Origin of the sequence: Streptomyces sp. NPDC088553 (assembly GCF_044752965.1) — a bacterium.
Classification (GTDB): Bacteria; Actinomycetota; Actinomycetes; order Streptomycetales; family Streptomycetaceae; genus Streptomyces.
Genome location: NZ_JBIVMG010000010.1, coordinates 55096 through 77769 on the forward strand (window position 1 = coordinate 55096; position 22674 = coordinate 77769).

23 protein-coding genes are annotated in these 22674 nt (G+C 72.3%); 6 read left to right on the top strand and 17 right to left on the bottom strand.

All coding sequences use genetic code 11. The annotated features are described in order from the left end of the window. Window positions 1-8: 8 nt before the first annotated feature. Together ACIP8Z_RS30000 and hisI are read right to left on the bottom strand one after the other, a co-directional pair. Entirely contained in the window at window positions 9-1499 is a 1491-nt protein-coding gene (locus ACIP8Z_RS30000) for an anthranilate synthase component I (RefSeq protein ID WP_402089023.1), read from the bottom strand. Window positions 1500-1510: 11 nt separating this feature from the next. Beyond that, complete coding sequence (gene hisI, locus ACIP8Z_RS30005) at window positions 1511-1927, bottom strand: phosphoribosyl-AMP cyclohydrolase (protein ID WP_402089026.1); 417 nt, start codon at window positions 1925-1927, stop codon at window positions 1511-1513. 84 nt (window positions 1928-2011) lie between these two features. On the opposite strand from hisI, the gene ACIP8Z_RS30010 reads away from it, so the two are divergent. Further along, the gene (locus ACIP8Z_RS30010; protein ID WP_319308654.1) at window positions 2012-2647 is read left to right on the top strand and encodes a TIGR03085 family metal-binding protein; all 636 of its coding nucleotides are present in this window, start codon (window positions 2012-2014) and stop codon (window positions 2645-2647) included. A 4-nt stretch (window positions 2648-2651) separates the two neighbouring features. Here ACIP8Z_RS30010 and ACIP8Z_RS30015 read toward each other — a convergent pair whose 3' ends face one another. The 10 genes from ACIP8Z_RS30015 to hisD all read right to left on the bottom strand — a co-directional run bounded on the left by ACIP8Z_RS30015 (window position 2652) and on the right by hisD (window position 10350). Next, window positions 2652-3887, bottom strand: a complete 1236-nt coding sequence (locus ACIP8Z_RS30015; RefSeq protein ID WP_402089029.1) for an MFS transporter — start codon at window positions 3885-3887, stop codon at window positions 2652-2654. Continuing rightward, complete coding sequence (locus tag ACIP8Z_RS30020) at window positions 3884-4471, bottom strand: ArsR/SmtB family transcription factor (protein ID WP_402089032.1); 588 nt, start codon at window positions 4469-4471, stop codon at window positions 3884-3886. The genes ACIP8Z_RS30015 and ACIP8Z_RS30020 overlap by 4 nt, the downstream gene beginning before the upstream one ends. 117 nt (window positions 4472-4588) lie before the next feature. Next, window positions 4589-5344 (bottom strand): imidazole glycerol phosphate synthase subunit HisF, encoded by a 756-nt coding sequence (hisF, locus tag ACIP8Z_RS30025; protein WP_073916868.1) that lies wholly within the window; start codon window positions 5342-5344, stop codon window positions 4589-4591. Next, window positions 5341-5754, bottom strand: coding sequence for a RidA family protein (locus tag ACIP8Z_RS30030; protein ID WP_319308657.1), 414 nt, complete (start codon window positions 5752-5754; stop codon window positions 5341-5343). Before ACIP8Z_RS30030 ends, hisF begins: the two co-directional genes overlap by 4 nt. Then, a complete protein-coding gene (priA, locus tag ACIP8Z_RS30035) occupies window positions 5751-6482 on the bottom strand; it encodes a bifunctional 1-(5-phosphoribosyl)-5-((5-phosphoribosylamino)methylideneamino)imidazole-4-carboxamide isomerase/phosphoribosylanthranilate isomerase PriA (RefSeq protein WP_402089035.1) in 732 nt (243 codons plus the stop codon). Before priA ends, ACIP8Z_RS30030 begins: the two co-directional genes overlap by 4 nt. A 2-nt stretch (window positions 6483-6484) precedes the next feature. Next, a complete protein-coding gene (hisH, locus tag ACIP8Z_RS30040) occupies window positions 6485-7132 on the bottom strand; it encodes an imidazole glycerol phosphate synthase subunit HisH (RefSeq protein ID WP_030314583.1) in 648 nt (215 codons plus the stop codon). After that, window positions 7129-7293, bottom strand: a complete 165-nt coding sequence (locus ACIP8Z_RS30045) for a hypothetical protein (RefSeq protein WP_266965024.1) — start codon at window positions 7291-7293, stop codon at window positions 7129-7131. The genes hisH and ACIP8Z_RS30045 overlap by 4 nt, the downstream gene beginning before the upstream one ends. A gap of 2 nt (window positions 7294-7295) precedes the next feature. Beyond that, complete coding sequence (gene hisB, locus ACIP8Z_RS30050; RefSeq protein ID WP_015032911.1) at window positions 7296-7889, bottom strand: imidazoleglycerol-phosphate dehydratase HisB; 594 nt, start codon at window positions 7887-7889, stop codon at window positions 7296-7298. Next, window positions 7886-9010 (bottom strand): histidinol-phosphate transaminase, encoded by a 1125-nt coding sequence (locus tag ACIP8Z_RS30055; protein WP_402089039.1) that lies wholly within the window; start codon window positions 9008-9010, stop codon window positions 7886-7888. The genes hisB and ACIP8Z_RS30055 overlap by 4 nt, the downstream gene beginning before the upstream one ends. Then, the gene (gene hisD / locus ACIP8Z_RS30060) at window positions 9007-10350 is read right to left on the bottom strand and encodes a histidinol dehydrogenase (RefSeq protein WP_402089042.1); all 1344 of its coding nucleotides are present in this window, start codon (window positions 10348-10350) and stop codon (window positions 9007-9009) included. The genes ACIP8Z_RS30055 and hisD overlap by 4 nt, the downstream gene beginning before the upstream one ends. A 213-nt stretch (window positions 10351-10563) precedes the next feature. Between hisD and ACIP8Z_RS30065 the strand changes: the two genes are divergently transcribed. From ACIP8Z_RS30065 to ybaK, 4 genes are all read left to right on the top strand, one after another. Next, window positions 10564-12177, top strand: coding sequence for an oxidoreductase (locus ACIP8Z_RS30065; protein ID WP_402089045.1), 1614 nt, complete (start codon window positions 10564-10566; stop codon window positions 12175-12177). 111 nt (window positions 12178-12288) lie between these two features. Beyond that, a complete protein-coding gene (locus tag ACIP8Z_RS30070) occupies window positions 12289-13341 on the top strand; it encodes a hypothetical protein (protein ID WP_402089047.1) in 1053 nt (350 codons plus the stop codon). Between the two features lie 10 nt (window positions 13342-13351). Next, window positions 13352-14089 (top strand): LON peptidase substrate-binding domain-containing protein, encoded by a 738-nt coding sequence (locus ACIP8Z_RS30075; RefSeq protein ID WP_402089050.1) that lies wholly within the window; start codon window positions 13352-13354, stop codon window positions 14087-14089. A 14-nt stretch (window positions 14090-14103) separates the two neighbouring features. Then, on the top strand, window positions 14104-14601 hold the full coding sequence (ybaK, locus tag ACIP8Z_RS30080) for a Cys-tRNA(Pro) deacylase (RefSeq protein ID WP_402089053.1): 498 nt from the start codon (window positions 14104-14106) through the stop codon (window positions 14599-14601). Window positions 14602-14651: 50 nt separating this feature from the next. Here the strand turns inward: ybaK and ACIP8Z_RS30085 are convergent, their stop codons facing one another. From ACIP8Z_RS30085 to ACIP8Z_RS30100, 4 genes are all read right to left on the bottom strand, one after another. Then, window positions 14652-15293: a DUF2567 domain-containing protein gene (locus ACIP8Z_RS30085; protein ID WP_402089056.1), complete on the bottom strand. Its 642-nt coding sequence runs from the start codon at window positions 15291-15293 to the stop codon at window positions 14652-14654. 34 nt (window positions 15294-15327) lie between these two features. Then, the gene (locus ACIP8Z_RS30090; RefSeq protein WP_402089059.1) at window positions 15328-16164 is read right to left on the bottom strand and encodes an ABC transporter permease; all 837 of its coding nucleotides are present in this window, start codon (window positions 16162-16164) and stop codon (window positions 15328-15330) included. 97 nt (window positions 16165-16261) lie between these two features. Continuing rightward, window positions 16262-17233 carry an ABC transporter ATP-binding protein gene (locus tag ACIP8Z_RS30095; protein ID WP_402089411.1) on the bottom strand — a complete coding sequence of 324 codons (972 nt, stop codon included), beginning with the start codon at window positions 17231-17233 and terminating at the stop codon, window positions 16262-16264. A gap of 20 nt (window positions 17234-17253) precedes the next feature. Beyond that, window positions 17254-18618 (bottom strand): NYN domain-containing protein, encoded by a 1365-nt coding sequence (locus ACIP8Z_RS30100; RefSeq protein WP_402089061.1) that lies wholly within the window; start codon window positions 18616-18618, stop codon window positions 17254-17256. A 216-nt stretch (window positions 18619-18834) separates the two neighbouring features. Between ACIP8Z_RS30100 and ACIP8Z_RS30105 the strand changes: the two genes are divergently transcribed. Next, window positions 18835-19008 (top strand): hypothetical protein, encoded by a 174-nt coding sequence (locus ACIP8Z_RS30105; protein ID WP_173861668.1) that lies wholly within the window; start codon window positions 18835-18837, stop codon window positions 19006-19008. A 100-nt stretch (window positions 19009-19108) separates the two neighbouring features. Here ACIP8Z_RS30105 and dnaE read toward each other — a convergent pair whose 3' ends face one another. Further along, the gene (dnaE, locus tag ACIP8Z_RS30110) at window positions 19109-22648 is read right to left on the bottom strand and encodes a DNA polymerase III subunit alpha (RefSeq protein ID WP_402089064.1); all 3540 of its coding nucleotides are present in this window, start codon (window positions 22646-22648) and stop codon (window positions 19109-19111) included. Window positions 22649-22674 lie beyond the last annotated feature (26 nt).

The window sequence follows — 22674 nt, forward strand, 5'->3', positions numbered from 1 at the left end:
CTACGTGGTCAGGCGCCGTTCATCCGGTTGGCGGTGTGGACGGCGCGGAGGACGGCCGCGGCCTTGTTCCGGCACTCGTTGTCCTCGGCGACGGGGTCGGAGTCGGCGACGACACCCGCTCCGGCCTGCACATACGCGGTTCCGTCGCGGAGCAGGGCGGTGCGGATGGCGATGGCCGTGTCCGCGTCGCCGGCGAAATCGAGATAACCGACACATCCGCCGTACAGGCCGCGCCGGGACGGTTCGAGCTCCTCGATGATCTGCATCGCGCGGGGCTTGGGCGCGCCGGAGAGCGTGCCGGCCGGGAAGCAGGCGGTGAGGACGTCGAAGGCGGTCCTGCCCTCGGCGACCTCGCCGGTCACGGTGGAGACGATGTGCATGACGTGCGAGTAGCGCTCGACGGACATGAAGTCGACGACCTCGACGGAGCCGGGTGCGCAGACGCGGCCGAGGTCGTTGCGACCGAGGTCGACGAGCATGAGGTGCTCGGCGCGCTCCTTGGGGTCGGCGAGCAGTTCCTCGGCGAGGTCGTGGTCCTCCTGCGGGGTGGCGCCGCGGTGCCGGGTGCCGGCGATGGGGTGGAGCAGCGCGTGGCCGTCCTCGACCTTGACGAGGGCCTCGGGGCTGGATCCGACGACGTCGAAGCCGTTCTCGAAGCGGAAGAGGTACATGTACGGGGACGGGTTGGTGGCCCGCAGGACCCGGTAGACGTCGAGCGCGGAGGCGGTGCAGGGGGTCTCGAAGCGCTGCGAGGGCACGACCTGGAAGGCCTCGCCGGCCCGGATGCGCTCCTTGATGTCCTCGACGGCGTCCTGGTACGCCTCTCCGCCCCAGAGCGCGGAGAACTCCGGGAGTTCGGAGGCGGGCAGGGCGGTGGGGGCGGTGGCGACCGGGCGGGCCAGGTCGGCCTCCATGGCGTCGAGGCGGGCGACGGCGTGCGCGTACGCCTCCTCGACGCCGGTCTCCAGGTCGTTGTGGTTGATCGCGTTGGCGATCAGCAGGACCGAGCCGTCCCAGTGGTCGAGGACCGCGAGGTCGCTGGTGAGGAGCATGGTCAGCTCGGGGAGCTGGAGGTCGTCCCGGGTGGAGTCGCCGATCTTCTCCAGGCGGCGGACGATGTCGTAGCCGAGGTAGCCGACCATGCCGCCGGTGAAGGGGGGCATGCCCGAGGCGAGGTCGCGGGGGGTGTGGAGGGTCTCGACGGTGGCGCGCAGGGCCTGGAGCGGGTCGCCGTCGGTGGGGACGCCGACGGGCGGGGTGCCCAGCCAGTGGGCCTCGCCGTCCTTCACGGTCAGGGTGGCGTCGCTGCGGACGCCGATGAAGGAGTAGCGGGACCAGCTGCGGCCGTTCTCCGCGGATTCGAGGAGGAAGGTGCCGGGCCGTTCGGCGGCGAGCTTGCGGTAGAGCCCGACCGGGGTGTCGCCGTCCGCGAGCAGCCGGCGGCTGACGGGGATGACGCGGCGGTCGGCCGCCAGCTTGCGGAAGGTGTCGAGATCCATGGCGCCAGACCCTACTCGGATACGGGGTCCGCGTCGGACCGGGATACGGGGTCCGCGTCGGGCCCGGATACGGGGAGCACGTCGGCGTCGAAGCAGGTCCGGGTGCCGGTGTGGCAGGCGGCGCCGACCTGGTCGACCGTGACGAGGACGGTGTCGGCGTCGCAGTCGAGGGCGACGGACCTGACGTGCTGGACGTGGCCGGAGGTGTCGCCCTTGACCCAGTACTCCTGGCGGCTGCGGGACCAGTAGGTGCAGCGGCCGGTGGTGAGGGTGCGGTGGAGGGCCTCGTCGTCCATCCAGCCGAGCATGAGCACCTCGCCGGTGTCGTACTGCTGGGCGATGGCGGGGACGAGCCCGTCGGGGCCGCGCTTGAGGCGCGCGGCGATGGCCGGGTCGAGGTCGCTGGGGGTCCGGGGCGTGCTGCTCATGGCGCCATTGTGCCGCGACCCGGGGTGGTGTCCGGCGGGGCGTCCACTGGGCGGACCGGCGGCGGCCGCCGTACGCTGGCGGTCATGTCGACCCATGCCAAACGTGAACGGCTTCTGCTCGCCGACCTGTTGGAGGCGGCGGGCCCCGACGCGCCGACGCTCTGCGAGGGCTGGCGGACCCGGGACCTCGCGGCCCATGTGGTGGTGCGGGAGCGGCGCCCGGACGCGGCGGCCGGTTCGCTCGTACCGGCGCTGAAGGACCGGCAGGAGCGGGTGCAGGCGGAGTTCGCCGACAAGCCGTACGAGGAGCTGATCCAGCTCATCCGAACGGGGCCGCCGCGGTTCTCGCCGTTCACCATCAAGCAGGTGGACGAGGGGGCGAACGTCGTCGAGTTCTACGTCCACGCCGAGGACGTGCGCCGTGCCCAGCCCGACTGGTCGGCTCGGGAGCTCGACCCGGTCTTCGCCGACGCCCTCTGGTCCCGCCTGGAGCGCGGCGCCCGCCTGCTGGGCCGGAAGGTCCCGGTGGGCCTGGTGCTGCGCCGTCCGAACGGCCAGACGGCGGTGGCGCACCGGGGCACGCCGGTGGTGACGGTCTCCGGGGAGCCGGGCGAGCTGACGATGTACCTGTTCGGCCGCCAGGACTCGGCCAAGGTGGAGCTGGACGGGGAGCCGGAGGCGATCGAGCGGCTGCGGGAGACGAAGCAGCTGGGGCTCTGAGCGGTCAGCGGGGCAGCTCGGCCCGTCGGACGGCCGTGACCACCAGGCCGCAGAGACCCGCGAGGGCACAGATCGCCGCACTCGCGACGTACACCGGTTCGATGCCCCACAGCTCGATCGCCGCGCCCGTGAGCGGGAAGCTGAGCGGCGCGAGGCCGAGGCTCATGAGGCTGGAGACCGCGGTGACGCGGCCGAGGTAGGCGGGGTCGCACTCGGTCTGGAGGAGGGCGTTGCACAGCGCCCCGGAGAGTCCGGCGAGCAGGCCGACGACCAGGGCGACGGCGGCCGCGACGGCCAGGTGCGACGCGAGGGCGAGGGCGCCGATGGCGACGGCGCCCAGCGTCATGGCCCAGCCGCTGACGGCTCCCGCGCGCGGGACGCGCCCCCATACGGTCAGAAGCAGCGAGGCGGCGCCCGCGCCCGTACCGAAGCCGGCGAGGATCCAGCCGATGCCCGACGCGCCCCAGCCGCGCTGGTCCGCCAGGACGGCGAGGCCGACGTTGAAGGGGCCGACGAAGCCTAGGTCGCCCAGGAGCACGACGATCATCAGCGGGCCCAGGACGCGGTGCCCCCGCAGGTAGCGCAGCCCGTCGGCGAGGTCGCGCAGGGCGGTGCCGTCGCGGGCCTCGTCCGCGGCGGGCAGCGGCCGGAGGCGGAGCGCGCACAGCAGGGGTATCGAGAGGGCGAAGAGCAGCCCGGCGACCCCGAAGGCCGTGGCCGGGCCGCCGAGGGCGACGGCGAGGCCACCGAGCGGACCGCCGAGGACGGAGCCGAGGCGGTAGGAGAGGCCGCGCATGCCTTGGACGCGGGCGAGCTGATCGCGTTCGGTGATGCGGGGCGGCAGGGCGCCGACGGCGGGCAGGAAGAGGGCGTCGACGACGCCGAAGACGAGCGCGACGCCGGCGAGCGCCCACAGGCCGGGCGCGGCGAGGAACAGGACCGCGGCGAGGCCGAGGACCACCAGGCAGCGGACGGCGTCGGAGGCGATGACGACCCGGCGCGGGCCGAGGCGGTCGGCGATCACTCCCCCGAAGAGCATGAGCAGGGCGCGTGGCACGGCCGAGACGGCCATGACGAGCCCGGCCTGGGCGGGGGTGCCGCTGCTGACCGCGGTCCAGGAGAGGGCGAGGTAGTAGACGCTGTCGCCGAGGGTGGAGGCGGTGTACGCGCCGAGCCAGCGCAGGACCTGGGGGTTCCGGTGGGCGGGCCGCGTCGTGGCGGCCGTCACGGTGGCGGTCATGAGCGGTAGGGGAAGCCGTTGAGGTGGATGGCGACGTTCTCGCGGCCCTCGGTATCGCCGGCGGCCTCGGCGGCGCGGGCCCGCTGGTCGTACGCGCGCAGGACGGCGTCGAGTTCGGCGCCGAGGGCGGTGAGCTCCTCGGCGGTGAGGCGGGGCAGCCACTCGGCGCTGAGGGAGGCGGAGCGCCATGTGTCGGACCAGGTGTGCCGCTCGTCGAGGAAGCGGGCGTACATCTGGGTGCGCTGCTCGTCGACGGTACGGCCGAAGGCGGCGCTGGCGGCGGCGAGCTCGGGGGCGTCGCGGAGGTCCTCGTCGTGGATGCTGAAGCCGTACGAGCTCGGCTGCCACCACCTCTCCCGGGCGTCCGTCGACCGGGTCTCCGCCTCCTCGATGAGGCCGTGCTCGGCGAGTTTGCGCAGGTGGTAGCTGACCAGCGAGACCGCCTCGTCGACCTGGTCGGCGAGCTGGGAGGCGGTGGCGGTGCGGGCCACGAAGAGGGCGCGGTAGAGGCGCATCCGCAGCGGGTGCGAGATGGCCTTCAAGGTGCCGAGATCGGTGATCCGGCGGTTCTCCGGCGAGGTCATGACACCGACCCTAGATACAAAAGAAAATTTGCGCAATGAAAATTGCGCAACAGATTTTTTCTATCTGGGGAAGAAGAAGGGCCCCCGAAGGAGCCCTTCTCGAAGCGGAACGCCCGATCAGCGGACCGGGTGGCCCGCCGCCCGCAGCTCGTCCTTGACCTGCGAGATCCGCAGATCACCGAAGTGGAAGACGGAGGCCGCGAGGACCGCGTCCGCGCCCGCCGCCACCGCCGGCGGGAAGTCGGCGAGCTTGCCCGCTCCCCCGCTCGCGATCACCGGCACGGTCACGTGCTTGCGTACGGCCGCGATCATCTCCGTGTCGTAGCCGTCCTTGGTGCCGTCCGCGTCCATCGAGTTGAGCAGGATCTCGCCCGCGCCCAGCTCGGCGGCCCGGTGCGCCCACTCGACGGCGTCGATGCCGGTGCCCTTGCGGCCACCGTGCGTCGTCACCTCGAAGGAACCGGAGGCCGTCCGCCGGGCGTCGACCGACAGGACGAGCACCTGGCGGCCGAAGCGCTCCGCGATCTCCTGGATCAGCTCGGGGCGCGCGATGGCGGCGGTGTTGACGCCCACCTTGTCGGCGCCGGCCCGCAGCAGCTTGTCGACGTCCTCGGCCGCGCGGACCCCGCCACCGACCGTGAGCGGGATGAAGACCTGCTCGGCGGTGCGGCGCACCACGTCGTAGGTGGTCTCCCGGTTGCCCGACGAGGCGGTGATGTCGAGGAAGGTCAGCTCGTCGGCGCCCTCGGCGTCGTACAGCTTGGCCATCTCGACGGGGTCGCCGGCGTCCCGCAGGTTCTGGAAGTTGACGCCCTTGACGACCCGGCCGTTGTCCACGTCCAGGCAGGGGATCACCCGTACGGCGAGGCTCATGCGGCACCGCCCCTCTGGTCCTCCGGGCGGAATGCCTCGACCTCGACCTCGACGACCAGGCTGGGGTCGACGAAGCCGGAGACGATGATCATCGAAGCGGCCGGGCGGACGGCGTCGAACAGCTCCTTGTGGGCACGGCCGACCTCCTCCACGTCCCGGGCGTGGGTGATGTACATCCGGGTGCGGACGACGTCCTCCGGGCCCAGGCCGAGCTTCTTGAGCGCGTCGAAGGCCACGTTGAAGGAGTTGATCGCCTGCTCGTACGGGCCTCCGCCGGCGATCTGGCCGCCGACCACCGAGGTGCAGCCGGCGACGAGGACCAGGCCGTTCGGCAGCTCCACCGCGCGGGAGTAGCCGAACTGCTCCTCCCACGGGGCGCCGGTGACGACCTTCTTCACGCCGTCGGTCATGCGGAAGCCACCGCCTCCAGCGCCTCTTCGAGGGTGAACGCCTTGGCGTACAGCGCCTTGCCGACGATCGCGCCCTCGACGCCGAGCGGCACCAGGCCGGACAGGGCCCGCAGGTCGTCCAGGGACGACACGCCGCCGGAGGCGACGACGGGCTTGTCGGTGGCCGCGCAGACGTTCTTCAGGAGCTCCAGGTTGGGGCCCTGGAGGGTGCCGTCCTTGGCGATGTCGGTGACGACGTAGCGGGCGCAGCCCTCGGAGTCGAGGCGGGCGAGCGTCTCGTAGAGGTCGCCGCCGTCGCGGGTCCAGCCGCGGCCGCGCAGGGTCGTGCCGCGGACGTCGAGGCCGACGGCGATCTTGTCGCCGTGCTCGGCGATGACCTTGGCGACCCATTCGGGGGTCTCCAGGGCGGCGGTGCCCAGGTTGACGCGGGTGCAGCCGGTGGCGAGTGCGGCAGCGAGCGAGGCGTCGTCGCGGATGCCGCCGGAGAGCTCGACCTTGATGTCCATGGCCTGGGCGACCTCGGCGATCAGCTGCCGGTTGTCACCGGTGCCGAAGGCGGCGTCGAGGTCGACGAGGTGCAGCCACTCGGCGCCGGAGCTCTGCCAGGCGAGGGCCGCTTCGAGCGGGGAGCCGTAGGAGGTCTCGGTGCCGGACTCGCCGTGCACGAGGCGGACGGCCTGGCCGTCGCGGACGTCGACGGCGGGGAGGAGTTCAAGCTTCTGAGCCATGATCAGAGGGTCTCGATCCAATTGGTGAGGAGCTGGGCTCCGGCGTCGCCGGACTTCTCGGGGTGGAACTGGGTGGCCCACAGGGCGCCGTTCTCGACGGCCGCGACGAAGGGCTCGCCGTGGGTGGCCCAGGTGACCTTGGGGGCGCGGATGTTCTTGTTGCCGACCTCGAGGGTCCACTCGCGCACCGCGTAGGAGTGCACGAAGTAGAACCGGGCGTCGGCGTCGAGGTCCGCGAACATCTCGGTGTCCTGCGGCGCGTCGACCGTGTTCCAGCCCATGTGGGGGACGACGGGGGCGTTCAACGGCTCGACCGTACCGGGCCACTCGTCGAGGCCCTCGCTCTCCACGCCGTGCTCGAAGCCGTGGGCGAAGAGGATCTGCATGCCGACGCAGATGCCCATGACCGGGCGGCCGCCGGAGAGGCGGCGGCCGATGATCCAGTCGCCGCGCGCGTCCTTCAGCCCCTGCATGCAGGCGGAGAAGGCGCCGACGCCGGGGACGAGGAGCCCGTCGGCGTTCATCGCGGTGTCGTAGTCGCGGGTGATCTCGACGTCGGCGCCGACCCGGGCGAGGGCGCGCTCGGCCGAGCGCACGTTGCCGAAGCCGTAGTCGAAGACGACGACCTTCCTGGGGGTGCTCGCGGTCATGCCCACACGTCCAGCCGCAGCACACCGGCGGCGAGGCACATCGCGGCGCCGAAGGCGACGAGCGCGATGAGGCCCTTGGGCATCTGCTGCTTGACGAAGGAGTAGATGCCGCCGAGCAGGAAGAGCCCGACGACGATGAGGATGGTGGAGAGGCCGTTCACGGTCAGAGCGCGCCCTTCGTGGAGGGGAGGATTCCGGCGGCGCGCGGGTCGCGCTCGGAGGCGTAGCGGAGGGCGCGGGCGAACGCCTTGAACTGGCACTCCACGATGTGGTGGGCGTTGCGCCCGTACGGCACGTGGATGTGCAGCGCGATCTGGGCCTGGGCGACGAAGGACTCGAAGATGTGCCGGGTCATCGTCGTGTCGTACGAGCCGATCATCGGCGCCATGTTCTCGGGCTCGGTGTGCACGAGGTACGGGCGGCCGGAGAGGTCGACGGTCACCTGGGCGAGCGACTCGTCCAGCGGGACGGTGCAGTTGCCGAAGCGGTAGATGCCGACCTTGTCGCCGAGGGCCTGCTTGAAGGCGGCGCCGAGGGCGAGGGCGGTGTCCTCGATGGTGTGGTGCGAGTCGATGTGCAGGTCGCCGTCGGTCTTGACGGTGAGGTCGAACAGACCGTGCCGGCCGAGCTGGTCGAGCATGTGGTCGTAGAACCCGACCCCGGTCGACACGTCGACCTTTCCGGTGCCGTCGAGGTCGATCTCGACGACGACGGAGGTCTCCTTGGTGGTGCGCTCTACGCGGCCTACGCGGCTCATCGCTCCTGCTCCTTCATCAATTCACGAACCGCGTCGAGGAACGCGTCGTTCTCTTCGGGGGTGCCGGCGGTGACCCGCAGCCATCCCGGTACGCCGTTGTCCCGGACCAGGACGCCCCGGTCGAGGATCCGCTGCCAGGCCGCGTGCGTGTCCGGGAACTTCCCGAACTGCACGAAGTTGGCGTCCGAATCGGTGACCTCGTAGCCGATCCCGCGCAGCTCGGTGACGAGCCGGTCGCGCTCGGCCTTGAGCTGCTCGACGTACCCGAGGAGGGTGTCGGTGTGCTCCAGGGCGGCGAGCGCGGTCGCCTGGGTGACGGCGGAGAGGTGGTACGGCAGCCGGACCAGCTGGACGGCGTCCACCACGGCCGGGTGGGCGGCGAGGTAGCCGAGCCGGAGTCCGGCGGCGCCGAAGGCCTTGGACATGGTCCGGGAGACCACCAGGTTCGGGCGGCCCTCGATCAGGGGCAGCAGCGAGTCCCGGTGGCTGAACTCCACGTACGCCTCGTCGACGATCACCATGGAGGGCTTGGCCGCCTGGGCCGCCTCGTACAGGGCGAGGACGGTGTCGGCCTCGACGGCGGTGCCGGTGGGGTTGTTGGGCGAGGTGATGAACACGACGTCCGGCGCGTTCTCGGTGATCGCCGCGACGGCCGCCGCCACGTCGATGGTGAAGTCCTCGCCGCGCGGGCCGGAGATCCAGCCGGTGCCGGTGCCGCGGGCGATCAGGGCGTGCATCGAGTACGAGGGCTCGAAGCCGATCGCGGTACGGCCCGGGCCGCCGAAGGTCTGCAGCAGCTGCTGGAGGACCTCATTGGACCCGTTGGCCGCCCAGACGTTCTCGGCGGCGACCGGGTGGCCGCCGGTCCGGGTGAGGTAGCGGGCGAGCTCGGTGCGGAGCTCGACCGCGTCCCGGTCAGGGTAGCGGTTGAGGGTACGGGCGGCCTCGGCGACGCGCTCCGCGATGCGGGCGACGAGCGGCTCGGGCAGCGGGTACGGGTTCTCGTTGGTGTTCAGCTGGACGGGGACGTCGAGCTGGGGCGCGCCGTAGGGGGACTTGCCCTTCAGCTCGTCCCGGACGGGGAGCTCGTCCCAGGGGGATCGATCGCTGATTCCGGTCACTTGGTCTCCGGCACCTTCCATCCGAACCTTGCCTTGATCGCCGCGCCGTGGGCGGGGAGGTCCTCCGCCTCGGCGAGGGTCACCACGTGGTGGGCGACGTCGGCGAGCGCGTCGCGCGTGTAGTCCACGATGTGCACCCCGCGCAGGAAGGACTGCACGGAGAGGCCCGAGGAGTGGCAGGCGCAGCCGCCGGTGGGCAGGACGTGGTTGGAGCCCGCGCAGTAGTCGCCGAGGGAGACCGGCGCCCAGGGGCCGACGAAGATCGCGCCGGCGTTGCGGACGCGGTCGGCGACGGCGGCGGCGTCGGCGGTCTGGATCTCCAGGTGCTCGGCGCCGTACGCGTCGACGACCTTGAGGCCGTCGGCCAGGTCGCGGACGAGGACGATCGCGGACTGGCGTCCCGCCAGGGCCGGGACGATCCGGTCGTCGACGTGCTTGGAGGCGGCGACCTGGGTCTTCAGCTCGGCCTCGGTGGCGGCGGCCAGCTCGTCCGAGTCGGTGACGAGGACGGAGGCGGCCATCGGGTCGTGCTCGGCCTGGCTGATGAGGTCGGCGGCGACGTGCACGGGGTCGGCGGTGGAGTCCGCGAGGATCGCGATCTCCGTCGGGCCGGCCTCGGCGTCGATGCCGATCCGGCCCTTGAGGAGGCGCTTGGCGGCGGCCACGTAGATGTTGCCGGGGCCGGTGACCAGGTTGACGGGGGCGCAGCCCGGCTCGCCGGCCGTCCCCTCCGTGCCGTACGCGAACATGGCGATGGCCTGGGCGCCGCCGGCGGCGTACACCTCGTCGACGCCGAGCAGGGCGCAGGCGGCGAGGATCGTCGGGTGCGGAAGCCCGCCGAACTCCTTCTGCGGGGGCGAGGCGATGGCCACGCCCTCGACGCCGGCCTCCTGGGCCGGGACGACGTTCATCACGACGGAGGACGGGTACACCGAGCGGCCGCCCGGCACGTACAGTCCGACGCGCTCGACGGGGATCCACTTCTCGGTGACCGTGCCGCCGGGGACGACCTGGGTGGTGTGGGTGGTGCGGCGCTGCTCGCGGTGGACGAGGCGGGTGCGCCGGATGGACTCCTCCAGGGCGGCGCGGACGGCCGGGTCGAGCTCGTCGAGGGCGCGGGCGATGGCCTCGGCGGGGACGCGCAGGCCCGGGACGCGGACGCCGTCGAATTTCTCCCCGTAGTCGATCACCGCGGCCGCGCCATGATGCCTGACGTCCTCGCAGATCGGCCGCACCGTCTCCAGGGCGGCTTCCACGTCGAACTCGGCACGGGGCAGCAGGTCGCGCAGGGCGGAACCCTCGGGGAGGGCCTCGCCGCGCAGATCGATTCGAGAGATCACGGGTCAATTCTCGCAGACGGCCCACAGCGCCGGTCGCCCGTATCAATGGCTGATACGGGCCACACTGGCGTCTTGTCGCCACTCCTGACCGTTAGCGTTCAGCCCGTCACTCAGCGGGAAGAACGGCTGTACGAATCCACGGGACCCCGGAAACCGACCGACACCGGGGTCGCGGAATCGTGCGGGCGGATCATGGAGAGCGAGGGGGCGGCATTGACCGAGCCGCACGAGGACGGGATGCCGGACGGTCTCACAGGCCCGGAGCGGGCCGTGTGGCGAGCGTTCGTCGTCGGCAGGACCTGCGATCTGACGGAGGGGATCGCGGAGCGGGACGACCCCTTCGGGGGACGCGACTGGGGGGAGGAGCGGAGCGTCCGCGCCGACGTGGTGGCGCTGCTGCTGCTCGCCGGGCCGCCGGCCCGGTCCGGGCGGGTGGCCGCGCTGAAGTTGCGCGGCGTGCGGATCACCGGCGTGCTGAACCTGGCGGGCGGGACGATCGGGCCGTACGTGGAGCTGCACGGCTGCCGGTTCGACGGCGAGGTGGTGGTGCCGGAGGCCCGGTTCGGCACGCTGCGGATGGTCGAGTGCGCGCTGCCGCGGCTGGAGGCGGCCCGGCTGCACACCGAGGGGGACCTGCATCTGCCGCGCTGCCGGGTGCGGTGGGGCATCCGGCTGACCGACGCGCAGATCGGCACGGACCTGCTCGTCAACCAGATCCAGGTGTGGCCGGACCGGCGCGGCCGGGCCATCACCGCGGACGGGATGGTGGTCGCCCAGGACCTCCAGGCCGAGCTGATCGAGACGTACGGGGAGCTGAGCCTGCGCGGGGCGAAGATCGGCGTGTCGCTCAGTCTGCGGGGCAGCGTGCTGCGCGGCGCGCAGGGCCGCCGCGCGCTCAACGCGCCGCAGCTGACGGTGGAGCGCTCGCTCTATCTGAACGCGGCCTGGGTGTACGAGGAGTCGGGCACCGCGGGACAGGCGGGGCAGAGCACGGCCACCCCTCCGTACGGGGTGACGCCCGCACAGGGCGCCCGCCGCAAGCCGGTCGAGTTCCACGGCGGGGTGCGGCTCGACGACGGCCGCTTCGGCGACGCGGTGGACCTGCACCACGCCCGGTTCCTGCTGAGCGGGGCGCGCCGGGAGGAGGTCTCGCTGCGCCGGATCGTCACCCCGGAGCTCCGGTTCAACGGCGAGCGGCCGGAGGAGGGCCGCGTCGTGCTCAACGGCGCGAAGGTCGTCACCCTGATCGACCTGTCGACCAGCTGGCCGGGGCCCGGCGGGCTCGCGATGGGCGGCTTCGCCTACGAGAACCTCGTGCCGTACGGGCACTTCCCGCTGGCCCGGCGCCTGGAGTGGGTGGCGGCGGCGACCCCGGAGTACGCCCCCGAGCCGTACGAACGCCTGGCGACGGTCCTGCGCAACAGCGGGGAGGACGCCGACGCCCGCGAGGTGCTGCTGGCCAAGCAGCGGCGCAGACGCGAGACCCTGCCGGTGGCGGGGAAGCTCTGGGGCTACCTCCAGGACTGGACGGTGGCCTACGGATACCGGCCGGGCCGGGCGGCGCTGTGGATGGCGGTCCTGTGGGCGGCGGGCACGGTGGCCTTCTCCCACTACCGCCCGATACCGCTGAAGGCGGAGGAGGCCCCCGCGTGGAACGGTCCGCTGTACGCGCTCGATCTGCTCCTCCCGGTGATCAATCTCGGCCAGGACGGCTACTGGCGCCTTGAGGGGACGTGGCAGTGGGCGGCGGCGGTGCTGATCCTGCTGGGCTGGATCCTGGCGACGACGGTGGCGGCGGGAGCGACCCGGCTGCTGAGCAGGGGGTGAGGCGACGCGGCGGAGGATTGGTGTACGCGGTGGGCGGCGGCGAAGGTTTGGTGAGCGGGCCGTGAGACCGGCTGCCGCAGGGGTGGGGGCCGGGAGACAATACGTCGCACCATGTCCTTGTTCCGTGCCCTGAGAGGCGCCGTTCGTTCGGCCCGGCACACCCCGCGGCTCGCCGCCGGGTTCGTGCCGGACGACGACGTGCTGCTCGACGCCCCGGACGCGCGGCTCGCCCCCGCCCTGGTCGCCGCCGCCCTGGCCGATCCGGAGCCCGCGGCGAAGCTGCTCGCCACGACCCGGGACGCCGGGGAGTGGGAGGACCGCGACCGGTACGTCACCCGGCTCGCCACCTTCGCGTACCGCAGGGACGACTGGCTGACCCACTGGCTCTCCGCCGCGCCCCGCGATCCCGACGTCCTGCTGGTCACCGCGCAGCTCGCCGTCCGCCGGGCCTGGGAGTCGCCCGCGCGGGCCGAGCGGCTGCGCGAACTCACGCCGCTGATCCAGGCGATGGCCGAGGAGGCGCCGCACGACCCGGTGCCGTGGCGGCTCGCCCTGGACCACGCGCGCGGGGCGCACGCCGGGCCCGCCGTCTTCGAGTCGCTCTGGGAGCAGGCGGTCCGCCGTTCCCCGCACCACTACGGCTGCCATGTCGCGGCGCTCAAGTACCTGTCGGCGCAGTGGTACGGCTCGCACCGGGCCGCCTTCGACTTCGCCGAACAGGCGGCCGACGACGCCGCTCCGGACTCGCTCGTACGGGCGCTCCCGGTCCGCGCCGCCTACGACCGGCTCCGGGCGGAGCCGGACCGGGACCCGTCCGTGCCGGAGGCGCGGATCGACCGGGCGGCGGACCGGGCCCTGGCCCTGTCGGCGGTCTTCCCGGCGGGCGACCCGTGGCCCGCCGAGGTCCGCAATCTGCTGGCGTACGTGCTGGTGGAGCGGGCGCGGTGGGAGGAGGCGCGGGCGGAGTTCGGCAGGATCGGGGTCCACGCGACCTCGTTCCCGTGGGGAGTCGCGCGGGGTGCCGGGCGGGGAGCCGCACGGGAGGATCCCCTGCGCCGGTTCCTCGCCGCGCGGGACACGGTCAGGACCGAACTGGCCCGCCGTACCCCTCTCTGGGACACCGGAGGGGGACGGGCCGGACGGGGCGGGCCCGGCGGCCATTAGGCTGACCGCTGTGACCACCGCTCGCCTGCCTCTCTTCCCGCTCAACGCGGTGCTGTTCCCGGGCCTCGTGCTGCCGCTGAACGTCTTCGAGGAGCGTTATCGCGCCATGATGCGCGAGCTGCTCACGATCGACGACTCGGAGCCGCGCCGCTTCGCCGTCGTCGCCATCCGCGACGGCCGTGAGGTCGCCCCGACGGCCCCCGGCATGCCGGACCAGACGGCGCTGCCGGAGAAGGGCCCGGCCGCGGGCTTCGGCCCCGACCCCATCCAGTCCTTCCACCGGGTCGGCTGTATCGCCGACGCGGTGCAGATCCGGGAGCGCGCCGACGGCAGCTTCGAGGTGACGGCCACCGGGACGACCCGGGTGAAGCTGCTGTCCGTCGACGCGAGCGGGCCGTTCCTGGTAGCCGAGGTCGAGGAGATCCCCGAGGAGCAGGGCGAGGAGGCCGGCAGCCTCTCCGAGGGGGTGCTGCGGGCCTTCCGCAGCTATCAGAAGCGGCTGGCCGGGGCGCGCGAGCGTTCGCTGACGACGAGCGAGCTGCCGGACGACCCGTCGGTGGTGTCGTACCTGGTCGCGGCGGCGGCGGTGCTCGACACGCCGTCGAAGCAGCGGCTGCTCCAGGCTCCGGACACGGCGACGCGGCTGCGCGAGGAGCTGACGCTGCTGCGCGCGGAGACGGCGGTCCTCCGGCATCTGCCGTCGCTGCCGGTGGTGGACCTGACGCAGGCCCCGACGTACCCGAACTGAGGAAGAGCGCGCGCGTGGCGAAGAAGCAGAAGAAGAACAGCGGGGGCACCCCGGCGACGGTGGCCCTGACGGCGGCCGGCACCCCGTTCACCCTGCACGCGTACGAGCACGACCCGGCCTCCCCCTCGTACGGCGAGGAGGCGGCTGAGGCCCTCGGCGTCTCGCCGGACCGGGTCTTCAAGACCCTGGTGGCGGACGTCGACGGCGAGCTGACGGTCGCGGTGGTCCCGGTCGCCGGCCAGCTCGACCTGAAGGCCCTGGCCTCGGCGGTCGGCGGCAAGCGCGCGGCGATGGCGGACCCGGCGGCGGCCGAGCGCACCACGGGCTACGTGCGGGGCGGCATCTCCCCGCTGGGCCAGCGCAAGCGGCTCCGTACGGTCCTCGACGCCTCGGCCTCGGACCACGCGTCCATCTGCATCTCGGCGGGCCGGCGCGGCCTTGAGGTGGAGCTCTCCCCCGCGGATCTGGCCGCCCTCACGTCGGCGGTCGTGGCCCCGATCGGCCGCACCTGACGATCCGCCGCGTCTGACGGGCGGCGCGGCCGCCGGGGCGGCCGGGACCGTCAGCTCCGGCCCGGTCCCTGGTTGTACGCCTTCGGCTGGTCCCACGGTTCGGGTTCCGGGTCGCGCGGGCCGAAGAGGGCCGTGAGCGCCAGGTGCACGATCATCGCGGCGAGCGGCCAGGCCAGCATCGCGGCGGCCGCCAGGTTCAGTTCGAGAGGTGCCTCGAAGGCGACGTTGGGGCCGACCGCCTTCGCGTGGGCGACGACGTCGCTCGTCGGGCCGAAGTACGTCCCCAGGCCCCAGGCGAGCAGCGAGCCCAGGACGCCGCCGAGCGCGAGGCCGAGCACCAGCGGGACACCGCCCTTGCGGCGCGCGAGGAAGACGACGAGCGCGGCGACCGCGCCGAAGGCCAGCGCGAGCAGGACAAACGTTCCGTCCGAGCCGATCGCCGCCTCCCCCTCCGAGTTGCGGAGGTAGACGCCCTTGCCGTCCGAGATGAGCAGGACCCGCGGGGCCAGGTTCAGCCACAGCACTCCGAGCACCGCCCCGGCGATCGCCGAGACGAGGGTCACCAGGAGCCCCTGAAGGACCTCGGCCGCCGTGATCGGATCCCCGTCCGGGCCGAGCGTCGGCGGGGGCGGCGGGGGCCAGTCCGGGTCGTGCGGCGGGGGCTGGTGAGGCGGAGTCAGGGGTGCGGTCACCCCGCCATCGTGCCAGGTGTGTCCGTGGCCCGCCTCAGCGGACGGCGGCCCGCCGGTACGCCCAGGTGGCGACGGCCAGCGAGACCACGCCGACCACCGCGCACACGGCGAGGTCGAGGGCGACGGCCGCCCAGTCGGGATCGCGGTCGAAGGTGCGGGCCAGGGCCTCCACGCCGTACGTCGACGGCAGCAGGTCCCGGGCCCAGCCGATGGGCCCCGGCAGCCGCTCCGCCGGGAGCACGCCGAGGAGCAGCGCCGCGGACATGCCGAGCTGGCCGAGGAGGGTGGCCAGCTCCTGCCGGGGCGCGAGGAGCCCCAGGGCCGCGCCGAGGCCGGCGAGCGCGGCGCCGGCGAGCGGGACGACGGCGGCGAGGATCCAGAGGTGGCCGAGCGGCAGTCCGAAGAGCACGGAGCCGGCGACGGCGGTCACGGCGGTCCCGGGCACGGTGAAGGAGGCGTACGCGCCCGCGGCGCCGAGGACGACGGCGGCGGGCGGCACGGGCAGGGTGGCGTAGTGGTCGAGGCCGCCGGTGGCCCGCAGCTGGCCGAAGTACTGGGCGAGCAGGTTGAGCGCGACGAAGGCGACGACGAGGACGGTGGAGCCGGCCACGACGGCGCGCGCCTCCGAGCCCCCGTCGACGACCCCGCGCATCAGGACCATGATCCCGATGGACTGGAAGGTGGCCACGAAGAGCAGCGGGATGCGGGCGACCCGGGCGCGGGAGAGCTGCGCGCGGTAGACGGCGGCCAGGGCCGGCAGCAGCCGGGCGCGCGGGGCCAGGGGTGCGGCGGTCTCGTCGTCGTCGGCGGTGGCGCCGGTGCGGACGGCAGGCGCGCCGGTCGGCAGGATCTCTGCGGGCACGGTGCTCACTGCGTACAGCTCCTGGGGGTGACGTGCGGTACGGGCCGTACGTGCGGGAGACGGCTTCGGTGGGGTGCGCGGTGTGCGTGCGGCGGTGCGGTGAGGGTCATGCCTTCACCAGTCCCTCGGTCGCGCCGCCCAGCGCCAGGTAGACGTCCTCCAGGCTGGGCGTGGCCAGGGTGAAGTCGTCGAGCGCGCCGAACGCGGCCCCGCCGGTGACGGTCGCGACGGCGGTGCGGGCGGCGTCGGGGGCGAGCCGGAGGATCCAGCGCCGGCCCGTCTCCTGGGCGAGGTCGCGCAGGGCGGCGACCTCGGGCAGGTGGAGCGGGGCGGACTCGCGCCAGACCAGCTCGACGCGGACCTCGCCCGCGACGCGTTCCTTGAGTCCGGCGGGCGTGTCGCAGGCGATGACCCGGCCGTGTTCGAGGACGGCGACCCGGTCGAGGACGGTCTCGGCCTCGATGACGTTGTGGGTGACGAGCAGGACGGTGGCGCCGTGTTCGGCGCGCCGCCGGTCGACGGCCGCCCATACGGCGCGGCGGGCGACGGGGTCCATGCCCGTGGTGGGTTCGTCGAGGACGAGGACGGGGCGTTCGCCCACGAGGGCGGCGGCGACGCAGGCGAGCCTGCGCTGGCCGCCGGAGAGCTTCTTGAGGGGCCGGGAGGCGAGCGCGCCGAGGCCGAGCTCGTCCAGGACGGCGTCGCGCTCGGCGCGCGCGTCGCGGGCGGTGAGACCGCGCAGCCGCCCGGTGGTCTCGGCGGCGAGGGCGACGGTCAGCTCGTCGAGGGCGGTGGACTCCTGGCCGAGGTACGCGACGAGGCGGGAGGCCCGCTCGGGGTGGCGCACCAGGTCGTGGCCGAGGAGCCGGACGCTGCCGGAGTCGGGGCGCATGAGTCCGGTGAGCTGGCGGACGAGGGTGGACTTGCCCGCGCCGTTGGGTCCGAGCAGCCCGAAGATCTCGCCGCCGCGCACGTCGAGGCTGATCCCGTCGGTGGCCCGCACCTCGGGTGTCGCCGGCGCACCGCGCCCGCCGCGCGTGGCGGGGTACGTCTTGACCAGATCCCGCACCACGCACACCGTACTCACGGGGGAAGAGCCTACGGGGTCGCCGGGCCCGCTCCGGGCGCGGGGGCGTGTTCGGCGGCGGCCCTGACGTCGATCTCGCGCCAGAATCCCGCCCGGATCGCATAGCGGTCGTGCTCGTCGATCTGGTCGTCCTTGTGGGCGAGCAGCCCGAATCGGGCGGCGTAGCGGAGGAGTTCGCCGTCGATGCGGTGCGGGATGCGGGGGTAGAGGGTGGACAGCTTCTGGACGTGGCTCTGTTCGGGGAGCCGTTCCATCCACCGTCGGGCGAACACCTGTCCGACCTCGAAGGGGTCTCCGCCGACGGTGGTGATGTCCTCCTCGCGGTCCGCCCAGCGCTGCTCGGCGCTGGTGAGGGCGGCGAGGGTGGGCAGGGAGGCGGTCTCGGCCGGTTCGCCGAGGGGGGCGGCGGGGCGCTCGACCCAGCCCCGGTCGGAGGACCAGCGGAGGGCGCTGGCGCCCTGGGGCACGGGGGCGCCCGGGGCGGCGGAGGTGCCGGGGGCGCGCAGTCCCGCCAGGTCCTTGGGGGTGGGGACGCCCTTGCCGGAGGCCGGGGCGGGGACGCCGGTCCCGTGGCCGCGGTCGTGGTCGTCCTCGCGGAGGTGACCGTTGGCGCCCGCGTGCCCGTTGCCGTGGTGGCGGTGGCGGGCGTGACCGTTGTCGCCGTCGGCGCCGGCGGTCTCCCCGGGGGCCCCGGGGGCGGCCGTCGCCTCGGCGGCCCGTTCGGCGGAGGCGGCGAGGGCCGCCTCGGGCAGCGGCGCGGAGAGGATGGCGGCGATCTCGGGGCGCGGGGCGGGCGGGGGCGAGCAGATCCCGGTGAGGTCCTTGGCGCGGACGGCCCGGGTGATCCAGGTCCGGTCGAGGACCCGCCGTTCGTCGGCCTCGGCGACCAGGTCCTCGGACTGGTTGTAGTCGCCGTCGGCGGCCTGGACGGCCCAGAGGTGGACGGCGACGCCGTGCTCCTTGGCGGACATCAGTCCGGGCAGCAGGTCGCCGTCGCCGGTGACGAGCACGATGTCGGAGCAGGCCCGGTTCCTGGCGAGCTCGGTCAGCTCGGTGTGCATCGCCGCGTCGACGCCCTTCTGGGCCCAGCGTCCGTCGCTCCGCGTCAGCGCGCCGAGCCGGACGGTGACGCGGGGCATCACGCGCAGTCTCCGGTGCTCGGGCTGCGGCACCCGGTCGGGTGCTCCGTCGAACCAGTAGATCCGCAGGAGGGGCAGCGCGGTCTCGGCCTCGGCGCGCTGGCGCAGCTGCTGGATGAGCCCGGCGTGATCGACTGTGATCCTGGAGCGGGCGGGTTCCCCGGCCAGGAGACTGGCGGCGGCTCCCAGCAGGTAGCCGGCATCCACCAGGACGACGCAGCGGTCCACGTGTTCCACCCTCTTTCGGGAACCTCGGGATCGGAAGTTGCTTCGGATTTCCTTCGAGTCTGCCCGAAGGGCGGGGGCTCGACGGTCGGAACTGGATCATCGGCGTGGCGGATGTCACGCTCCCGGGGGCCTAACGCTCCGTAATGATCCAACATGCGGCGGTTCGTGCCGTATGTGAGTCTGACAGCGGCCCTGGCCCCTAGGTCCCTTTGAGGAGGCATCCCCATGGCCAAGAACCGCAACCAGAACCGCGGTCAGAAGCAGCAGTCCCCCGCCGAGCGCGGCGCCCAGCAGGCGCAGCAGTCGGCGATGGAGTCCGAGGCGTCGCAGCGCGCGTCTCAGGTGCTGCCGAGCGATGTCGCCCGCAAGGGCCGTCAGAAGCGCTTCGGCCACAACTGACGGCCTTCGCCCACGGCAAAGGGGCGCGCCCGTGACGACGGGCGCGCCCCTTGCGCGCGTGCGGGAGGTCCCGCCCGGCCGGGCCGGGCGGGACGGATGATCAGCCGGCCAGGCAGGACGGGCCGAGCAGCACCTTCAGGTCGCCGAAGAGCGCCGGATCGGCCTGCACCCGGTGCCGGTCGAGGCGCAGCACGGTCGTGGTCCGGGGGCCCTGGAGCTTGATCCGTACCTCGGTGTTGCCCTTGTGGTGGCCCAGGATCTCGCCGAGGCGGGTGACCATCGGCGGGGTCACCTTGACGGTGGGGATGGTGAGGATCACCGGGGCGTTGGTCCCGGCGTTCGACAGGTCGGGGACCATCAGCTCCATGGCGACGAGCCGGGGCACGTCCTCGCGCTTGTCGAGCCGGCCCTTGACGAAGACGACCGTGTCCTCGACGAGCTGGGTGGAGACCAGCTGGTAGGTGGCCGGGAAGAACATGCACTCGATGGAGCCGGCGAGGTCCTCGACGGTGGCGATGGCCCAGGCGTTGCCCTGCTTGGTCATCTTGCGCTGGAGACCGGAGATGATGCCGCCGATGGTGACGACCGCGCCGTCGGAGTGCTCGCCGCCGGTGAGCTGGGAGATCGCCGCGTCCGTCTTGTCGGACAGGACGTGCTCGATGCCGAAGAGCGGGTGGTCGGAGACGTACAGGCCGAGCATCTCGCGCTCCTGGGCGAGCAGGTAGGACTTCTCCCACTCGACGTCGGAGAACTCGACGTCCAGGCCGAAGCCGGGCTCGTCGGTGGCCTCGTCGCCCATGCCGCCGAAGAGGTCGAACTGTCCCTCGGCCTCCTTGCGCTTGACCGCCACCACGTTGTCGATCATCGGTTCGTGGTGGGCGACCAGGCCCTTGCGGGTGTGGCCCATCTCGTCGAACGCGCCGGCCTTGATCAGCGACTCGACGGTCCGCTTGTTGCAGACGACGGCCTCGACCTTGTCCAGGAAGTCGGGGAAGGAGGAGTACTTCCCCTTCGCCTTGCGCGACTTGATGATCGACTCGACGACGTTGGTGCCGACGTTGCGGACGGCGGAGAGGCCGAAGAGGATCACGTCGTCGCCCTGGGCGGCGAAGTTGGACTCGGACTCGTTCACGTTCGGCGGGAGGACCTTGATGCCCATGCGGCGGCACTCGTTGAGGTAGATCGCGGACTTGTCCTTGTCGTCCTTGACCGAGGTGAGCAGTCCCGCCATGTACTCGGCCGGGTAGTTGGCCTTGAGGTAGGCGGTCCAGTAGGAGACCAGGCCGTACGCGGCCGAGTGGGCCTTGTTGAAGGCGTAGCCGGCGAAGGGGACCAGGACGTCCCAGAGGGCCTTGATGGCCTCGTCGCTGAAGCCCTTGCTCTTGGCTCCGGCCTCGAAGATGACGAAGTTCTTCGCCAGTTCGTCGGGCTTCTTCTTGCCCATCACGCGGCGGAGGATGTCGGCCTCGCCGAGGGAGTACCCGGCGATGATCTGGGCGGCCTTCTGCACCTGCTCCTGGTACACGATCAGGCCGTAGGTGACCGCGAGCACCTCTTCGAGCGGCTTCTCCAGCTCGGGGTGGATCGGGGTGATCTCCTGCTGGCCGTTCTTGCGCAGCGCGTAGTTCGTGTGCGAGTTCATGCCCATCGGGCCCGGCCGGTACAGGGCGGACACGGCGGAGATGTCTTCGAAGTTGTCGGGCTTCATCAGGCGCAGCAGCGAACGCATGGGGCCGCCGTCGAACTGGAAGACACCGAGGGTGTCACCGCGCTGGAGCAGTTCGAAGGTCTTCGGGTCGTCGAGCGGCAGGGCCAGGAGATCGAGGTCGATCCCCTTGTTGGCCTTCACCATCTTGACGGCGTCGTCCATGATCGTGAGGTTGCGCAGGCCCAGGAAGTCCATCTTGAGCAGGCCGAGCGACTCGCACTGCGGGTAGTCCCACTGCGTGATGGTGACGCCGTCGGTGTGCCGCACCCAGATCGGCGCGTGGTCGACGATCGGCTCGCTGGACATGATCACGCCGGCGGCGTGCACGCCCATCTGGCGGACCAGGCCCTCGACGCCCCGGGCGGTGTCGATGACCTTCTTGACGTCCGGCTCGTTCTCGTACATCGCGCGGATCTCGCCGGCCTCGCTGTAGCGCGGGTGCGAGGGGTCGGTGATGCCGTTGAGGTCGATGCCCTTGCCGAGGACGTCGGCGGGCATGGCCTTGGTGAGCCGGTCGCCCATGGCGTACGGGTAGCCGAGGACGCGCGCGGAGTCCTTGATGGCGTTCTTGGCCTTGATCTTGCCGTAGGTGCCGATCATGGCGACCTTGTCGGAGCCGTACTTCTCCGTCACGTACCGGATGACCTCGACACGCCGGCGCTCGTCGAAGTCGATGTCGACATCGGGCATGGAGATGCGCTCGGGGTTGAGGAAGCGCTCGAAGATCAGACCGTGCGGGATCGGGTCGAGGTCGGTGATGCCCATGGCGTACGCGACGATCGAGCCGGCCGCGGAGCCTCGGCCGGGGCCCACGGCGATGCCCTGCTTCTTCGCCCACATGATGAAGTCGGCGACGACGAGGAAGTAGCCGGGGAAGCCCATCGAGATGATCGTGTCCATCTCGTACTCGACCTGCTTCATGCGGTCGTCGGGGATGCCGTCGGGGAAGCGGCGGTGCATGCCCCGCATGGTCTCCTCGCGGAACCAGGTGACCTCGGTGAACCCCTCCGGGATGTCGAACTTCGGCATGAGGTTCTTCTCGACGAACATGCCGTCGGTGCTGACCTGCTCGGCGACCAGGAGGGTGTTGCGGCAGCCCTCCTGCCAGGCGTCCGAGGAGTCGACGGCGTACATCTCGTCCGTGGACTTCAGGTAGTAGCCGGTCCCGTCGAACCGGAAGCGGTCCGGGTCGGAGAGGTTCTTGCCGGTCTGGATGCAGAGCAGGGCGTCGTGCGCGCCGGCCTCGTGCGCGTACGTGTAGTGCGAGTCGTTGGTGACCAGCGGCGGGATGCCGAGCTTCTTGCCGATCTCCAGGAGCCCGTCGCGGACCCGGCGCTCGATCTCGATGCCGTGGTCCATCAGCTCCAGGAAGTACCGGTCCTTGCCGAAGATGTCCTGGTACTCGGAGGCCGACTTGAGGGCCTCGTCGAACTGGCCGAGCCGGAGCCGGGTCTGCAGCTCGCCGGAGGGGCAGCCGGTGGAGGCGATGAGCCCCTCCGACCACTGGGAGATGGTCTCCTTGTCCATCCGGGGCCACTTCTGCAGCCAGCCCTCGGCGTACGCGTCGGAGGAGAGCCGGAAGAGGTTGTGGAGTCCGGTGGCGTTGGCCGCCCAGATCGTCTTGTGGGTGTAGCCACCGGAACCGGAGACGTCGTCCCGCTTCTGGTGCGGCTGTCCCCACTGGATCTTCCGCTTGTTCCGCCGGGACTCGGGGGCGACGTACGCCTCGATGCCGATGATCGGCGTCACCCCGGCCTTCTTGGCCGAGTGGAAGAAGTCGTACGCCCCGTGCAGATTGCCGTGGTCGGACATCGCGATATGGGTCATGCCCATCTCGTTGCACGCGTTGAACATGTCCTTCAGCCGCGCGGCACCGTCCAGCAGCGAGTACTGGGTGTGGACGTGGAGGTGCGTGAAGGGCGGCTTGGTCACGGGGGAGGCCTCCGGCGATGAACTTC

What these genes read in the sequence shown, in the direction of transcription:
- ACIP8Z_RS30000 (WP_402089023.1), bottom strand. Translation starts at nt 1,499, where the DNA reads ATGGATCTCGACACCTTCCGCAAGCTGGCGGCCGACCGCCGCGTCATC.
- hisF (WP_073916868.1), bottom strand. Translation starts at nt 5,344, where the DNA reads ATGAGCCTCGCCGTACGGGTGATCCCCTGCCTGGACGTGGACAACGGC.
- hisI (WP_402089026.1), bottom strand. Translation starts at nt 1,927, where the DNA reads ATGAGCAGCACGCCCCGGACCCCCAGCGACCTCGACCCGGCCATCGCC.
- ACIP8Z_RS30105 (WP_173861668.1), top strand. Translation starts at nt 18,835, where the DNA reads ATGGCCAAGAACCGCAACCAGAACCGCGGTCAGAAGCAGCAGTCCCCC.
- ACIP8Z_RS30015 (WP_402089029.1), bottom strand. Translation starts at nt 3,887, where the DNA reads ATGACCGCCACCGTGACGGCCGCCACGACGCGGCCCGCCCACCGGAAC.
- hisB (WP_015032911.1), bottom strand. Translation starts at nt 7,889, where the DNA reads ATGAGCCGCGTAGGCCGCGTAGAGCGCACCACCAAGGAGACCTCCGTC.
- ACIP8Z_RS30070 (WP_402089047.1), top strand. Translation starts at nt 12,289, where the DNA reads ATGTCCTTGTTCCGTGCCCTGAGAGGCGCCGTTCGTTCGGCCCGGCAC.
- ACIP8Z_RS30010 (WP_319308654.1), top strand. Translation starts at nt 2,012, where the DNA reads ATGTCGACCCATGCCAAACGTGAACGGCTTCTGCTCGCCGACCTGTTG.
- ACIP8Z_RS30020 (WP_402089032.1), bottom strand. Translation starts at nt 4,471, where the DNA reads ATGACCTCGCCGGAGAACCGCCGGATCACCGATCTCGGCACCTTGAAG.
- priA (WP_402089035.1), bottom strand. Translation starts at nt 6,482, where the DNA reads ATGGCTCAGAAGCTTGAACTCCTCCCCGCCGTCGACGTCCGCGACGGC.
- ACIP8Z_RS30030 (WP_319308657.1), bottom strand. Translation starts at nt 5,754, where the DNA reads ATGACCGACGGCGTGAAGAAGGTCGTCACCGGCGCCCCGTGGGAGGAG.
- hisH (WP_030314583.1), bottom strand. Translation starts at nt 7,132, where the DNA reads ATGACCGCGAGCACCCCCAGGAAGGTCGTCGTCTTCGACTACGGCTTC.